The organism is Hymenobacter setariae (genome assembly GCF_007713685.1).
GTDB lineage: Bacteria > Bacteroidota > Bacteroidia > Cytophagales > Hymenobacteraceae > Hymenobacter > Hymenobacter setariae.
The window spans coordinates 431706-446617 of sequence record NZ_VMRJ01000001.1 but is presented as its reverse complement, the minus strand read 5'-3'; the positions used below and the strand labels follow the sequence as shown (position 1 = coordinate 446617).

Genomic DNA, 14912 nt, shown 5'->3' with positions numbered 1-14912 from the left:
ATGTCTCTCGCCAAAACCTATTCGCCCGCCGACGTTGAAGCCAAATGGTACCAGCGCTGGCAGGAGCAGGGCTTTTTCAAAGCCACCGTCAACCCTCGCAAGCAGCCCTACACCATCGTGATTCCGCCGCCCAACGTGACGGGCGTGCTGCACATGGGCCACATGCTCAACAATACCATTCAGGACGTGCTGGTGCGCCGTGCCCGCATGCAGGGCAAGGAAGCTTGCTGGGTGCCTGGTACCGACCACGCCAGCATCGCCACCGAGGCCAAGGTAGTGGCTATGCTCAAGGAGCAGGGTATCGAGAAGAAAGATATTAGCCGCGAGCAGTTCCTGGAGCACGCCTTTGCTTGGAAAGACAAGTACGGCGGCATCATCCTGGAGCAGCTCAAGCAGCTCGGCGCCTCCTGCGACTGGAGCCGCACGCGCTTCACGATGGAGCCCAAGCTGACCGAGGCCGTGCTGCGCGTGTTCGTGGACTTGTACCGCAAGGGTCTGATTTACCGCGGTGTGCGCATGGTAAACTGGGACCCGCGCGGCGGCACCGCCATCTCCGATGAGGAAGTGATTCCGAAGGACACGATGGCCAAGATGTACCACCTGCGCTACGAGGTAGTGGGCCAGCCCGGCCGCTTCCTCACGGTGGCTACCTCGCGCCCCGAAACCATCATGGCCGACGTGGCCGTAGCTGTGAACCCCACCGACCCGCGCTACCAAGACCTGGCCGGGCAGCGCGTGCGCATTCCACTCCTAGGTCGCGAAATTCCGGTTATTCAGGACGACTACGTGGCCGTAGATTTCGGCACGGGCGCGCTGAAAGTAACCCCGGCGCACGACCTCAACGACTATGAAATCGGCCTGCGGCACAACCTGCCGGTGCTCGATATCCTGGCCGACGACGGCACGCTGAATGAGAAGGCCGAGCTGTACGTAGGCCAGGACCGGTTTGCGGCCCGCCGCAACATCGTAGCCGATTTGCAGGAAGCTGGGCTGCTCGATAAAATCGAGGAGTACGCCAGCATCGTGCAAACCTCGGAGCGCACCGGGGCCGTGATTGAGCCTAAGCTCAGCTTGCAGTGGTTCCTGAAAATGGAGCACCTGGCCAAGCCCGCGCTCGAAGTCGTGGAGAACGACACCATCAAGCTGCACCCGCCCAAGTTCAAGAACACCTATCGGGTGTGGATGGAAAACGTGCGCGACTGGTGCATCTCGCGCCAGCTGTGGTGGGGGCAGCGCATTCCGGCCTACTACCTGCCCGATGGCTCGTTTGTGGTGGCCCTCACGACGGAGGAGGCCCTAGGGCTGGCCCGCGAGCAAAGTGGCAACCACGACTTGCAAGCCAGCGACCTGCGCCAAGATGAGGACGTGCTCGATACTTGGTTTTCGTCGTGGCTGTGGCCCATCTCGGTGTTCGATGGCTTCGAAGACCCGGACAACGCCGACATCAATTATTTCTACCCCACCAACGACTTGGTGACGGGGCCGGACATCCTCTTTTTCTGGATTGCCCGTATGATTATGGCCGGGCTGGAATTCCGCAAGGAAATCCCGTTCCGCAACGTATACCTGACTGGTATTGTGCGCGATGCGCAGGGCCGCAAGATGAGTAAGCAACTCGGTAACTCGCCCGACCCGCTCGACCTCATCCGCGACTTCGGCGCCGATGGTGTGCGTACCGGCCTGCTGTTCTCAGCCCCGGCCGGCAACGACCTGCTCTACGACGAGAAGCTGATTCATCAGGGCCGCAATTTCAACAACAAGCTCTGGAACGCCTTCCGCTTAGTGAAAGGCTGGGAAGCCGACAGCAACCTGCCCTTTGCCAACGCGCAGGCCGTGAAGTGGTTTGAGGCAAAGTTGGCCGAGGCCATCGTGGTCATTGATGAGCACTTCGACAAGTTCCGCATCAGCGATGCGCTGCTGACGGTGTACAAGTTGGTGTGGGACGACTTCTGCTCGTACTACCTCGAAATGGTGAAGCCCGCTTATCAGCACCCCATCGATGCCGAAACGCTGCGCGCCACCGTGGGCTTCTTGGAAACGCTGCTCAAGCTGCTGCACCCGTTCATGCCCTTCATCACCGAAGAGCTGTGGCACGAGCTGGCCGAGCGCGGCCCCAAAGACTACGTGTGCGTAGCGCACTGGCCCAAAGCCACTGCGCCCGCCGACAGCGCCACCACGCTGGCCGAAATGGAGCGCACCCTCGCCATCGTGGCTGGCGTGCGCAACGTGCGCAACCAGAAGAACATCGGCCCCACCAAGCAGGTGGACCTAGCCGTGAAAACGGACGCCCCTGCCGAGGTGCAAGTTTACGCCAGTCTCATCAGCAAGCTGGCTAACCTCAGCGACTTGTCGTTTGTGAGCGAAGCGCCGGCCAGCGCCGTGGGCTTCGTGCAGGGCAGCACCGAGTTTTTTGTGCCGCTCGACATACAGGTAGACCCCGCCGCCGAGCGCGCCCGCGTCGAAAAGGAGCTGGAATACGCAAAAGGCTTCCGCGACTCGGTGAATAAAAAGCTAGGCAACGAGAAGTTCGTGGCCAACGCCAAGCCCGACGTGCTGGAGCGCGAGCGCCAAAAGCTGGCCGACGCCGAAAGCAAAATCACGGCGCTGGAGCAGGCCCTAGGTGCCCTGTAACCTAAGCATGCTTCTTAACGGAGTATCCCCATCATACAGGCCCAGGCGCTGTGTGATGGGGATATTTGCTTTGAGTCTAGCCCTTTTATAGTGAGAGCTCAAAAGTAAAAAATAAGACGTAAGAACGAATTAATAGTCGTTTATTTGGGCTTACCAACTTTGATTCTGCCCATGGACGTACTACCTACTCTTTGGCTGGGCTGCCTAGGTACGCTGGCGACCCTCGCCGCGCAGGCACAGGCCACTACTACCACGACTATGCCCCAACCACCGGTGGCCACCATCAAGGCCAAGCAGCTCGTGTCGCCCAACGGCACGCGCACTGATAACTACTACTGGCTCAACGAGCGCGAAAACCCGCAGGTGCTCGACTACCTCCGGGCCGAAAATTCCTACTTCGACCAGCAGATGGCGCCCGTGAAGGGCCTAGAGGAGAAGCTGTTTCAGGAAATGCGCGGCCGCATTAAGGAAACCGACCAGTCGGTGCCCTACCGCGACAATGGCTACTACTACTACACCCGCTACGAAACGGGCGGTGAGTACCCGCTCTACTGCCGCAAAAAGGGCAGCCAGCAGGCGCCGGAAGAAATTCTGCTCAATGGCAATGAGATGGGTAAGGGGCACACCTACTTCGCCATTGGGGGCTATGAGGTGAGCGATAATAATGAGCTGCTGGCTTACAGCACCGACATTGTGAGCCGCCGCCTTTACACAGTGCGCTTCAAAAACCTGAAAACCGGTACCTTATACCCAGAGGAGATTGCTAACGTGGAGGGAGCTGGCGTGTGGGCAGCCGATAATAAGACGTTCTTTTACGCCAAAAAGGACGTGAACACGCTCTTGCCTTACCAGATATACCGCCACACCCTAGGTACCGACCCGAAGCAGGATGCACTGGTGTACGAGGAAAAAGACAATACTTTTTACACGCACATCAGCCGCAGCAAGTCAAAGAAATACTTGCAAATCTCGCTCACTAGCTCGCTCTCCTCGGAAGTGCGCTACCTCGATGCGAGCAAGCCGGCCGGCGAATTCAAGGTGTTTTTGCCCCGCGAAACCGACCATCTGTACGAGGTGGAAGATGCCAACGGGCAGTTCTACGTGCGTACCAACTACCAGGCGCCGAACTTCCGCATCGTGAGCACACCGCTGACCAACACGGCCAAGACAGCGTGGAAGGACGTAATTCCGGCCCGCTCCGAAGCGTTCATTGCCGGCATGGAGCTGTTTAAAGACTACCTCGTGCTGAATGAGCGCAAGGACGGCCTGCTGCAACTGCGCGTGATTCGGTGGCAGGATAAAAAGGATGAGTATTTGAAGTTCAATGAAGTAGCTTATACGTCGAGCATTGGTGCTAATCCAGAATTTGACACCCAGCAGCTACGCTTCAACTATACGTCGTTTACTACGCCGACTTCGACCTACGACTATAATATGGCCACTCACCAGCAGACGCTGCTGAAGGAGCAGCCGGTCCTAGGTGGCTTCAACAAGAGCAATTACACCGAAGAGCGCCTCATGGTGAAGGCGCGGGATGGCAAGTCTATTCCTGTGTCTATCGTTTACAAAAAAGGCTTTAAGAAGGACGGCAACAGCCCGGTGCTTCAATACGCCTACGGCTCCTACGGCGCATCGATGGACCCCACCTTTTCGGCTGCGCGCCTGAGTTTGCTCGACCGCGGCTTTGCCTACGTGCTCTGCAATATCCGGGGCGGGCAGGAACTGGGCCGCCAGTGGTTTGAGGATGGCCGCATGCTGCACAAAATCAACTCGTTCAACGATTTTATCGATTGCTCGGAGTATCTAGTTAAGCAGAAATACACCTCGCCTGCCAAGCTTTTCGCTATGGGTGGCAGCGCCGGCGGCTTGCTGATGGGTGCGGTCGTGAACATGCGCCCCGACCTCTACAAAGGTGTTATCGCGGCCGTGCCGTTTGTAGACGTGGTTACAACCATGTCGGATGAGAGCATTCCGCTCACTACCGGCGAGTACGACCAATGGGGCAACCCTGCCCAAAAGCAATACTACGACTACATGCTCTCGTACTCGCCCTACGATAACGTGAAGGCGCAGGCTTACCCTAATATGCTCGTTACTACTGGCTTGCACGACTCGCAGGTGCAGTACTTTGAGCCGGCTAAGTGGGTGGCCAAGCTGCGCGCTACCAAGACCGATAAGAACCTGTTGCTCATGCACACCGACATGGAGGCGGGCCATGGCGGCGCGTCAGGCCGCTTCAAGGCCCTGCACGATGTAGCGCGGCAATATGCGTTTATGCTGCTTTTGCTAGGTGAAAAATCATAGAGTAAAGCGGAGATTACTCCGACTTACTTTATAACGGAAGGCGCGGTGGTCCCTTGGGCCTCCGCGTTTTTTTCGTCGGCACTCAGCTGGTTTTGAAGCTGAAAGGTGACTTGTTGGCAGTCATTGAAGTGCTGCTGCGCTTCTTTCAGCGCGGCCTCCGTAGCGCTGAGGCGCTGGTAGAGAAACCCAATGAGACCTAGGGAGACGACCAGAGCTGCGATAAAAAGGATATTTTTCATGAATAATTGAGGCCGCATCAAAAACGTCTGTCATGCTGAGCCTGCGAAGCATCTTTTCATGGTTGAGATAACCTAGCGTGAAAAGATGCTTCGCAGGCTCAGCATGACAGACGTTTATGGAGCCTTTTTTGAGAAGTTAAATCGTCGTGTTTGGGTCGAACTGCTCGAGGTAGTCGGCCACTTTACGCACAAACAGGCCACCTAGGGAGCCATCGACTACGCGGTGGTCGTAGCTGTGGCTCAAGAACATAAAGTGCCGCACGCCAATGAGGTCACCCTGGGGCGTTTCGATTACGGCGGGCTTTTTCTTGATGGCACCCACGGCCATGATGGCTACCTGCGGCTGCATGATGATGGGCGTGCCCATGACGTTGCCAAACGAGCCCACGTTGCTCAGCGTGTAGGTGCCGCCCTCTAGGTCAGCGGGGGTGAGCTTGTTTTGGCGGGCGCGGTTAGCTAGGTCATTCACCTTCTTGGTCAGGCCGTTCAGGTTGAGCTGGTCGGCGTTGTGAATGACCGGCACGATGAGGTTGCCCGACGGCAGCGCCACGGCCACGCCTACATTGATGTCGCGCTTCTTAATGATGTAGTCGCCATCGACCGACACGTTGATGGCCGGGAAATCCTGAATGGCACGGGCCACAGCCCACACAAAGAGCGGCGTAAAGGTCAGGTTTTCGCCGGTGCGCTTCTTGTAGGCGTCCTTGTGCTTGTTGCGCCAGTGCACCAGCTCGGTCACGTCGGCTTCCACGAAGCTTGTCACGTGCGGCGAGATGCGCTTGGAGTCAACCATGCGTTGCGCAATCATTTTGCGCATGCGGTCCATCTCCACCAGCTCCTGGTTGCCCGATACCAAGGGGGCGGGCTTAGCAGCGGGGCTAGGTGCCTGGGGCTTGGCGGCTGGCTGCGGTGTGGGCTCTTGGTTCTTGGGACGGGCCGCGGGCGCCGGCGGGGCGGGCGCCTCTGCAACTGGTGCGGGAGGCACAGGAGCTGCTGAAGCAGGAGCGGGCGCTGGAGCTGGGGCGGCTGTTGGCACCAAGGGCTTTTTACCAGCAGCCACATAGTCCAGAATATCTTTTTTAGTCACGCGGCCTTCCTGGCCGGTGCCGGGCAGGCGCTCTAGGTCGCTCATGCTCACGCCTTCTTCGCGGGCGATGCTGAGCACTAGTGGCGAGTAAAAGCGGCCGGCCTGCACGGGGTGCTCGTCGGAGGCAGGAGCTGCTGGGGCGGGCACCCCCACCGGAGAGCCAGGGCTGGGCAGGTAGGGCACATCGGCGGGGCCGGGAGGCGCCGTGGGCAGCGGCGGAATATTGTCGGGGTCGGCTACGGGCGGGTTAGCGCTGGCTTCTTCCAGGTCGTTGTTTTCCTCCAACGGCGAGGGGGCTGCGGCGCTGGCGTCCGTTTCGATGCGCGCAATGGGGGCGCCTACGGCCACTACTTCGCCTTCTTGCACCAGTATTTCGGCCAGGGTGCCGGCGTGCAGGGCGGGTACTTCGGTATCTACTTTGTCAGTAGCTACTTCTAGCACCGATTCGTCTTGCTCGATGGCATCGCCAACTTGCTTGAGCCATTTGAGTACGGTGCCTTCCATGATGGATTCGCCCATCTTGGGCATCGTCATTTCCACTCGGGCCATAAAAAAGGTCGGGGGGATTAAGAGAGTAGAGTGGGAGGGAGCTTGTGGCCACAAAGGTAGCCGTAAAGTGAACCGGGTTTGATATGCCAAGGTTGGCGTGGCCCCTACGACGACTGCTACCTTGCGTTACCGCGGGATGCTAGCTGAGCAGCAGCATTATTAAACGCTTATGCGCTAGATGATAAAGAGGATATTCATCGCGGTAGCTGACTAATCTTTATAAATACCTACTTGTGGGTATTGGATAGCATCAGCACTTGTTGTTGCTTTGTGCGTTGTCTCGGCTTTGTGCTATAAATCAGCGCTATGGTGCAATGTGTCGAGCGGTATTACTTCTATTCCGCCCATCTATGAAAACAGATTTACCATCGTATCCACACTGGTCATCCCCAGTAGTATGGCACACCTCGGCAACGTCGGCCCCCATTTGGGGCACCGTATCGGTGTCGCAGTTGCCGGTGCGGGTGCTGCCGCAGCCTCTACCGGGCTGCCAGCTACAGGTGTTGCTACGCATCTGAATGCCGGTTGCTAGCACATAGCCTTGTACATAAGGTATTTATTGCAAGGTGATTACCCAAATGCCCCTCGGCTAGCGCTGCCGCTAGCCGAGGGGCATTTGGCTTGGCAGCAGGGCCACAGTAAAACCTAGGAATGGCGAAGGGAGAAGTTGGCGGGGGTTAGGTCTGGAAAATTGGGCAGTTAGTCGGGATATCACGGGTATACGCCCGTAGTTTTTCCGCGTCGGTCATTTTCGGCCAGGGGTTTGCATAAGTCGGGTCAAGCAGCGATAAGTAATGCGTAGCTGATGCAAATGATTGTTTGCCAATTTCTTGCATAGAAACGTGTTGCTAAATACCTACTCGCAGTTTTAACTCCATTCTTCCACTTCTTAGTAATCTTTTTTCGTGAAAAAGTTCTTGTTGCCCCTGCTCGCCGTTGTTGCCATCTCTTTTAGCGCAGCCGCTCAAACCACCCCGCCCCAAAAAGGCGACCACCCCCGCCGCTCGCCCCAGGAAATGGCCGGCCACCAAGCCAAGCGTCTCAGCAAAGAGCTGAGTCTAAGTGCCGACCAGTCGGCTAAAGTAGAGCAGATTATGGCGGCCCGCGCCCAGGAGATGCAGGCCCTGCGCGCTGACGCCAGCGCCCGCCCCACCCGCGAGCAAATGCAGGCCAACCGCGCCAAGTACGACGACCAACTCAAGCAAGTACTGACGCCCGACCAGTTTGCTAAGTACACCACCCTAGCCGCCAACCGCCGCCACCACGGTCACGGTATGCAAGACGGTAAGCTGAAAGCCAAGGATGGCAAAATAAAAGTGAAAGCTAACTCGACCGCCAGCTAAGCTTGTTTGCCACACAAAAAAGGCCACTCCTGAGTAGGAGTGGCCTTTTCTTTTTTATAACCTAGGCGGCCTAATCTATTCAAGCTTAGCCTTAGTCAGCCTGCCGCAGGCGTATCCTGTGAAATCTATTCCGCAATCTATTTGCCGCCGAGCATGAAGCCCACATAGGCCTGAAAGGCGGAGTTGCGGGCATTGCGGAAATCATTGTTGCTGTAGCCTTCCTTGGCAAAATCGGTAAAGGCGCCATTGTAGCGCAGCCCGACTAGGAAGCCAGACTCAGACTGGAAGCCTAGGCCTGCGGCGTAGCCCAACTCGCTACGCTTCACCCGGTCGAGGTCAGAAGTCTGTGAGCTGACAGAACTTACGGTATTGCCGTTCAGGGTCTGGGTGCGGTTGTTGCTGATATTCAGCAAGTAGCTATACTGGGGGCCCGCTTCGAAAAATATGCCGCCCGTCTTAAGGCGTAGCAACAAGGGAATATCAAGGTAATCGTAGCGCACGTTGCCCGTGTTGCGGATGGTGTTGTTAGCAAACGTGTACTGCTGGTCGGCATACTTGAAACCCTTCTGCGAGTACAATGCTTCGAGCTGAAGAGCTAGAAAGTCATCGGCCACCAGCCCTAGGTTAAGAATGGCGCCGCCCTGAAAGCCAAAGCGGTTTTTGTATTGGTCCTGCTGCACGAGGTCACCCGAAAGGTTCGAGAGGTTGGCACCAGCCTTGAGGCCAAAGCGAACCGATTGGGCATGAGCGGTCGGGGCCGCAGCCGCTACTGCCAACGCAACAGCAGCAGTGCTAAAAAGTAGTTTTTTCATGACTTGCCTTACGAATAAATGCCAGGAGTGGATGAAAAATTGCTGTCTTAAAATAGCCCCGTGGTATGTTTACGGCCACTAGGCCCGTGCTTAAGTGGCTTTTTGCTGTGGTGCCGGGCGGCCGGGTTGCCACGGTGCAAAAAGCTAAACAAGCCCCGCTGCTCGCGGCTGTGGTAGCGGTAGGTGGCGTATACCGGCACGTAGTCGCCCTGGCTGGGGCGGTGGCGCCGAAAGCCCCGGCCACGCCAGGTAGTCGAGGCGCTTTCGGTAGGAGCGGCTACGGCGGCAGTGGCTAGCAAGCCGATGATACCGCTGATGAAGAGGGCAGTCCGTAACATAACAAGAGCAGAATGAAAGGAGAGAAAAGCAGCTGACCAAGCCAGCGGTAGCGCCCTGCTACGCTGCTCCTAACTCCAAGCACGTGCCAATTAGTATACCTAGGGCAGAAACCTGCTGGTTAGCGCGCCCGTCTAACCGGCTCACCCTCGCCCCGCGTGCCCATGAGCCTTTGGCAAATTATTCGGCGTCTGCTGCCCTTCGTGCGGCCCTACCGCTCGCTGGTTATTAGTACGTTGCTGCTCACGCTGGTGGGCTCGCTGGCCGCGCAGGTCAACCCGTTTGTGCTGCGCTACACCGTGGACACGGTGCAGGGCTTGCTCAACCGAGGCCAGGGCCTGGCCGAAGGTTGGCACATGCTGCTGTGGGTGAGCGGCTTGCTGCTCGGCAAGGAGTTGATTAACACCGGTATCACCTTTGGGCAAAAGTATTACGGCGAGAAAATCCGCATTAGCGTGTCGGGGGCACTGGCCGAGGCGGCGGTTACCAAAATCCTAGGGTACGAATTGGGCTTTTTTTCGGAGGGTGGCAACCAGACTGGCAAGCTGCAAACCCGCATTGACCGCGGTGTGGAGAGTTTGATGAAGCTGGTGCAGAACTTCTTTATCGACATTCTCCCGCTCTTCGCCAATGCCATCGTGGCGCTGGTCGTCATGTTTTTTGCCAATAAGTGGGTCGGTATGGTAGCGCTAGCCGTGCTGCCCGTGTACTTCTGGCTGAGTTACCGGCAGGCCGACCGCCTCAACGGCACTCGCCGCAACCTGCGTAGCCTGCGAGAGGAGAAAAACCACGGCCTTATCAGCATCATCGATAGCATCGTGGTGATAAAGAGCTTCGTCCGCGAAGCCTACGAGGGCGACAAGCAACTAGCGGTGCAAGACCGGCTGGAGGAAGCCCAACTCTCGACGCGCAGAACCAACTTCCGCTATGATGGCCTTAAGACCTTCGTGGAGCAAATAGGGGTGGTGGCCATCATCGTACTCACGGCTTACCTCGTGTTGGATGGGCAGATTAGTATTGGGGCGATAATGTTCCACATACTTTTATTCAACAACGTGTCAGCGCCCATCCGGCAACTGCACCGCATCTACGATGAGATGAACGAGGCGCTGACCTACGCCGAAGGCTTCTTCGCCATCCTCGACGCCGACGACCAGACCGAGCGCCCCGGCCCGTTGCGCCCAGCGCACCTCTACGGCCGCTTCGAGCTGCGCCATGTCGATTTTACCTACCCCAGCGGCACGGCCGCCCTGCACGATGTGAGCATGACCATCGAAGCCGGCAAAACCACCGCGCTCGTGGGCCTCAGCGGCGCGGGCAAAAGCACAATTATCAACCTGCTCTGCGAGTTCTACCGCCCCAACGGCGGTACCGTGCTGCTCGACGGCCAGCCCTTGAGTGAGTATGACACCCACGCCCTGCGCCAGCAAATTGGGCTGGTGCTCCAGAAAAACCACATTTTCAAGGGTACCATCGAGGAAAATATCCGCTACGGTAATTTCGCCGCCACCCAGGCCGAGATTGAAGCCGCCGCCCGCCAAGCTTACCTCCACGACCAGATACTAGACCTGCCTAGGGGCTACCAAAGTGATGCCCAGCAGCTAAGCGGCGGGCAGCAGCAGCGCATCGCCATCGCCCGGCTGTTCCTCAAAAACCCGCCCATCATCTTCCTCGACGAGCCCACCGCTAGCCTCGATGCCATCGCCACCGAGCAAATTAAAAACAGCCTCGACGCCATCAAACAGGGCCGCACGGTGGTCATCATCTCCCACAGCCTCGCCCAAATCGTGGATTCGGACTGCATCTACGTGATGAAAAAAGGCGAAATGGTGGAAAGCGGCACCCACCTGCAACTCTACGAAAAGCGCGGCACCTACCGCGAGATTTTCGACGCCTCGGCACGTAGTCTTAATATTGAGAAATTGGCCAAGACCATGGCCGACGATGGCGACGAGGTGCTGGATACGGCGCTGTGAAATGGATAACTATAAGTAGCTATATTTACCATTGATAATCAAACGAGTGTCTTATGTCGCGTAGCCTTCCAACCGAGTTCGCAATAAATATGAATCTAGATAGAATGATGATAATACAGCAGTCAGACCTAGGTTCAGTTAATGACCTGGATTATTTTACGCCAGACTCACCATGTCATATATATTTTGTTTGCAGGCGGCCAAGAATCTCTATAGATAAAAGTGGTTTTTTTATGCAGAATGGTTATCTGCATTTTGAATTTAAGATTCAAAGAGAGGATAAATTTGATTCTCTTAAAGTAGTAATTCCTAATCATTGGTATTCTCCTGATTTGAGAATAGATACTAAATACCCTTATAATGCTTTTGAAATAATAGTTAATGGTCAAATTGAACTCAAGGCTAAAGCTGCTGTATTTCTGCAGTCAATGCCATTTACTCAGGATAGGGAATTCCTTGATTTAGAAGTTCTTTATATAGGCCAGTCGTATGGTGTGGATGGTGCAAGAACAGCTCCTGATAGATTAAAAAGCCATTCTACTTTACAAAACATTTATTCAGAAGCTATTATAAATAATCCTGATAGTGAGATATGGCTTGCCTTGGCTTCTTTCGAACAAATTAACTTAATGTTGTTTGATGGCAGAACTAAATTTACTGACCAAGAGCTTGAAGAAGATTCAATAAGATTCAATAAGATTCAAAGAGGTATATAATACTTTGAATTATGAGGGAGTCAATGAGCAGCAAAGAATTAATTTCACAGAGGCCGCTTTGATTAAGTATTTTGAGCCTCCTTATAATAAAATATATAAGGATTCGTTTCCTAATCCTGCTCACTCAACTTATTCTCAATGCTACGATCTTAATATAAATTCTGTTTGTATTGAAATGCAAACTTACGAAACAGTTCGCTGCGCTTTTTATTCAAATAAGGTCAAAAGAGCTCCCTGGAATATGGAGCAATTCCCCCTTCATTCAGTTGAAGATAGAAGGAATATGTTTGATGTATCTTCTTATATCTGATAGTAGCTACATAATTTGTTTGAGTTTTAGCTAGTTATACGAAAAGTGGTGAATATAAATCTAGAAATACTATGACAATCGACCTAGCAGGCATCAATACCAAGGTTGCTATTCATCAGGCATTCAAGCAGCATCTAGGGTTTCCCGACTGGTACGGCCCGAGCTGGGATGCGCTGTGGGACGCCATTATCGCAGTGGTGGAGATGCCGGATGAAGTAGTACTGCTGAACTGGCAGGAATTTGCTGAGGCTTGCCCTAAGGATATGCAGATACTGCGGCAAATCATCCATGACTATGCCGAGGAAATGCCCACTAAGCGTATCGTACTGGCTTCTTGAGTGGACCTAGGGAGCCTCGCAAGTCGCTTCCTAGGTGATATTATACTATAGGCAACACTGGGCTAGCGCCTGCAAGAGCGGCCCAACCGACTGAGCGTCTTGAAAGGCTACGCACTGCGTAAGCGTCACGGACGAGCCATTGGCCACCCGCAGCGGGCGCGTGACAACCCGTGGCATTGTCCCCATGTCAAAGAAAGACGGTACGAAGGCCACGCCGATACCTAGGCCCACGAAGTGGCCGAGCAGCTCCAGCGACGAAGCTTCTTGCATAATGGCGCCCTGCCGGCTAAAGCCGGCGCGCTGGCAGAGCTGCTCAATCTCGTCGTAGACCGGGTGCAGGTTGCGGCTGATTTCCACCCATTTCTCGTGCGCCAGCTGCTCTAGCAGCACCGCCTCGGCTGCGGCCAGCGGGTGCGTAGCGGGCAGGGCCACTACTAGTTCACCCTGTCCAAAGGTCCGCGCCGTGAGAGCTGGGTGCAGCAGCGGTAGCATGGTGAGGCCCACGGCGATGCGGCCAGCGGCCAGGGCGTGTTGTACCGCCTGGTAATTAGGAAACTCGTGCAGCTGAAACTGCACCTCGGGGCAGTTCTGGGCAAAGCACTGCATGATGCCCGCCAGGCGCTCGGGCCGCAATAGCTGATAGTAACCTAGGCCTAGGGTCTGCGGCTGGGCCCCCGCGAGCCGCACCGCCTCGATGGCCTCTTGGTGCAATTGCAGTAGGCGCTGGGCTTCGGCTAAAAATACCGCTCCGGCTGCCGTGAGCACCACCCGCCGCTGGCGCTGGCGCTGGTGTTGGTCGAACAGCGCCACCTGAAGCTCCTTTTCCAGCAGCTGAATTTGCTGGCTGAGCGCGGGTTGCGAAACGCACAGCTTATCGGCAGCCCGGCCAAAATGCAGCTCCGTGGCCACCGCAGTAAAGTACCGTAACTGTCGAAATTCCATGCGCTAAGGTAATAAGAAATACTTATCAGCCTTATCACAAACTGATATTGGACAATGCCCTAGGCCGAGCGCTAATATTACGGCACCTAGCTCACCTCATTTCTCCCACCCGCCATGGAACCCCAAGTAGCCCAAGAGCTTAAGCAGCGCGCTGCTACCGATTTTCTGCCCCTGCTCGGCACCGACCACCTCGAGCTGTATGTCGGCAACGCCAAGCAGGCAGCCTATTACTACAAGGCCGCGTTTGGCTTCCAAACAGTAGCCTACGCTGGCCCCGAAACGGGGGTGCGCGACCGCGCCAGCTACGTGGTGCAGCAAGGCAAAATCCGGCTGGTGCTCACCACGGCAATGCACTCCAACCACGTCATCGCCGAGCACGTGCGCCAGCACGGCGACGGCGTTAAAATCCTGGCTCTGTGGGTCGATGATGCCTACGCGAGCTACGAGCAAACCATGGCCCGCGGCGCCCGCAGCTACCAAGAGCCCCGCACGCTCACCGACGAGCACGGCGAGGTGCGCACGGCCGGCATCTACACCTACGGCGAAACGGTGCACCTTTTCGTGGAGCGCAAAAACTACCACGGCGCCTTCCTGCCCGGCTACGCCGCTCAAACGTCGGCCTTCAACCCCGCGCCCGCAGGCCTGCTCTACGTAGACCACTGTGTGGGCAACGTGGGCTGGAACCGCATGAACGAAGCCGTGAAGTGGTACGAGGATGTAATGGGCTTCACCAACATCTTGAGCTTTGACGATAAGCAGATTACTACCGAGTACTCGGCCTTAATGAGCAAGGTGATGAGCAGCGGCAACGGCTACGTCAAGTTTCCCATCAACGAGCCGGCCGAAGGTAAGAAAAAGTCCCAGATTGAGGAATACCTCACGTTCTACGAAGGCGAGGGCGTGCAGCACATCGCAGTGGCTACCAACGACATCATTAGCACCGTGCGCGAGTTGAAAAGCCGCGGCGTGGAGTTCTTGAACACCCCCGACAGCTACTACGACAACCTGCGGGCGCACGTGGGCGACATTGATGAAGACGTGGAGGCCCTGCGTAGCCTGCGCATCATGGCCGACCGCGACGAGGAGGGTTACCTGCTCCAGATATTCACGAAGCCGGTCGAAGATCGACCCACGGTCTTCTTCGAAATCATCCAGCGCAAGGGCGCCCGCAGCTTCGGCGCCGGCAATTTTAAAGCCCTGTTCGAGAGCTTAGAGCGCGAGCAAGACCGGCGCGGCAACCTGTAGTCTGGCCGGTTGCACTACGTCAGCGCCGACCTAGCAAGCCCGGCCGGGTTTCCTAGGTCGGTTGCGCGTTCTTTTTTATTGCCT

General features: G+C 56.2%; 13 protein-coding genes. 8 read left to right on the top strand and 5 right to left on the bottom strand.

Translation table 11 applies throughout. From position 1 onward, the window contains the following. Entirely contained in the window at window positions 1-2631 is a 2631-nt protein-coding gene (locus FNT36_RS01870) for a valine--tRNA ligase (protein ID WP_144843520.1), read from the top strand. 171 nt (window positions 2632-2802) lie between these two features. After that, window positions 2803-4935 carry a S9 family peptidase gene (locus FNT36_RS01865; RefSeq protein WP_394348932.1) on the top strand — a complete coding sequence of 711 codons (2133 nt, stop codon included), beginning with the start codon at window positions 2803-2805 and terminating at the stop codon, window positions 4933-4935. A gap of 23 nt (window positions 4936-4958) precedes the next feature. Here FNT36_RS01865 and FNT36_RS01860 read toward each other — a convergent pair whose 3' ends face one another. Together FNT36_RS01860 and FNT36_RS01855 are read right to left on the bottom strand one after the other, a co-directional pair. Further along, window positions 4959-5174 carry a hypothetical protein gene (locus FNT36_RS01860; RefSeq protein WP_144843517.1) on the bottom strand — a complete coding sequence of 72 codons (216 nt, stop codon included), beginning with the start codon at window positions 5172-5174 and terminating at the stop codon, window positions 4959-4961. 136 nt (window positions 5175-5310) lie between these two features. After that, a complete protein-coding gene (locus tag FNT36_RS01855) occupies window positions 5311-6810 on the bottom strand; it encodes a dihydrolipoamide acetyltransferase family protein (protein WP_144843514.1) in 1500 nt (499 codons plus the stop codon). A gap of 350 nt (window positions 6811-7160) precedes the next feature. On the opposite strand from FNT36_RS01855, the gene FNT36_RS25305 reads away from it, so the two are divergent. Together FNT36_RS25305 and FNT36_RS01850 are read left to right on the top strand one after the other, a co-directional pair. Continuing rightward, the gene (locus FNT36_RS25305) at window positions 7161-7328 is read left to right on the top strand and encodes a hypothetical protein (protein ID WP_233635603.1); all 168 of its coding nucleotides are present in this window, start codon (window positions 7161-7163) and stop codon (window positions 7326-7328) included. 387 nt (window positions 7329-7715) lie between these two features. Next, window positions 7716-8153 (top strand): hypothetical protein, encoded by a 438-nt coding sequence (locus tag FNT36_RS01850; RefSeq protein ID WP_144843511.1) that lies wholly within the window; start codon window positions 7716-7718, stop codon window positions 8151-8153. Window positions 8154-8290: 137 nt separating this feature from the next. Here the strand turns inward: FNT36_RS01850 and FNT36_RS01845 are convergent, their stop codons facing one another. Continuing rightward, on the bottom strand, window positions 8291-8965 hold the full coding sequence (locus FNT36_RS01845; RefSeq protein WP_144843508.1) for a porin family protein: 675 nt from the start codon (window positions 8963-8965) through the stop codon (window positions 8291-8293). 47 nt (window positions 8966-9012) lie between these two features. Further along, window positions 9013-9303: a hypothetical protein gene (locus tag FNT36_RS01840; RefSeq protein ID WP_144843504.1), complete on the bottom strand. Its 291-nt coding sequence runs from the start codon at window positions 9301-9303 to the stop codon at window positions 9013-9015. A 162-nt stretch (window positions 9304-9465) separates the two neighbouring features. On the opposite strand from FNT36_RS01840, the gene FNT36_RS01835 reads away from it, so the two are divergent. From FNT36_RS01835 to FNT36_RS01825, 3 genes are all read left to right on the top strand, one after another. Continuing rightward, on the top strand, window positions 9466-11277 hold the full coding sequence (locus tag FNT36_RS01835) for an ABC transporter ATP-binding protein (protein ID WP_144843501.1): 1812 nt from the start codon (window positions 9466-9468) through the stop codon (window positions 11275-11277). A gap of 233 nt (window positions 11278-11510) precedes the next feature. Further along, window positions 11511-11993, top strand: a complete 483-nt coding sequence (locus tag FNT36_RS01830) for a hypothetical protein (protein WP_233635602.1) — start codon at window positions 11511-11513, stop codon at window positions 11991-11993. Between the two features lie 381 nt (window positions 11994-12374). Next, a complete protein-coding gene (locus FNT36_RS01825; RefSeq protein WP_144843495.1) occupies window positions 12375-12641 on the top strand; it encodes a barstar family protein in 267 nt (88 codons plus the stop codon). 45 nt (window positions 12642-12686) lie between these two features. Here FNT36_RS01825 and FNT36_RS01820 read toward each other — a convergent pair whose 3' ends face one another. Continuing rightward, window positions 12687-13583, bottom strand: coding sequence for a LysR family transcriptional regulator (locus tag FNT36_RS01820; protein ID WP_144843492.1), 897 nt, complete (start codon window positions 13581-13583; stop codon window positions 12687-12689). Between the two features lie 114 nt (window positions 13584-13697). Here FNT36_RS01820 and hppD point away from each other — a divergent pair, with 114 nt between their 5' ends. After that, entirely contained in the window at window positions 13698-14828 is a 1131-nt protein-coding gene (gene hppD / locus FNT36_RS01815; protein ID WP_144843488.1) for a 4-hydroxyphenylpyruvate dioxygenase, read from the top strand. Window positions 14829-14912 lie beyond the last annotated feature (84 nt).

What these genes read in the sequence shown, in the direction of transcription:
- hppD (WP_144843488.1), top strand. Translation starts at nt 13,698, where the DNA reads ATGGAACCCCAAGTAGCCCAAGAGCTTAAGCAGCGCGCTGCTACCGAT.
- FNT36_RS01870 (WP_144843520.1), top strand. Translation starts at nt 1, where the DNA reads ATGTCTCTCGCCAAAACCTATTCGCCCGCCGACGTTGAAGCCAAATGG.
- FNT36_RS01860 (WP_144843517.1), bottom strand. Translation starts at nt 5,174, where the DNA reads ATGAAAAATATCCTTTTTATCGCAGCTCTGGTCGTCTCCCTAGGTCTC.
- FNT36_RS01820 (WP_144843492.1), bottom strand. Translation starts at nt 13,583, where the DNA reads ATGGAATTTCGACAGTTACGGTACTTTACTGCGGTGGCCACGGAGCTG.
- FNT36_RS01825 (WP_144843495.1), top strand. Translation starts at nt 12,375, where the DNA reads ATGACAATCGACCTAGCAGGCATCAATACCAAGGTTGCTATTCATCAG.
- FNT36_RS01830 (WP_233635602.1), top strand. Translation starts at nt 11,511, where the DNA reads ATGCAGAATGGTTATCTGCATTTTGAATTTAAGATTCAAAGAGAGGAT.
- FNT36_RS01865 (WP_394348932.1), top strand. Translation starts at nt 2,803, where the DNA reads ATGGACGTACTACCTACTCTTTGGCTGGGCTGCCTAGGTACGCTGGCG.
- FNT36_RS01855 (WP_144843514.1), bottom strand. Translation starts at nt 6,810, where the DNA reads ATGGCCCGAGTGGAAATGACGATGCCCAAGATGGGCGAATCCATCATG.
- FNT36_RS25305 (WP_233635603.1), top strand. Translation starts at nt 7,161, where the DNA reads ATGAAAACAGATTTACCATCGTATCCACACTGGTCATCCCCAGTAGTA.
- FNT36_RS01845 (WP_144843508.1), bottom strand. Translation starts at nt 8,965, where the DNA reads ATGAAAAAACTACTTTTTAGCACTGCTGCTGTTGCGTTGGCAGTAGCG.
- FNT36_RS01835 (WP_144843501.1), top strand. Translation starts at nt 9,466, where the DNA reads ATGAGCCTTTGGCAAATTATTCGGCGTCTGCTGCCCTTCGTGCGGCCC.
- FNT36_RS01840 (WP_144843504.1), bottom strand. Translation starts at nt 9,303, where the DNA reads ATGTTACGGACTGCCCTCTTCATCAGCGGTATCATCGGCTTGCTAGCC.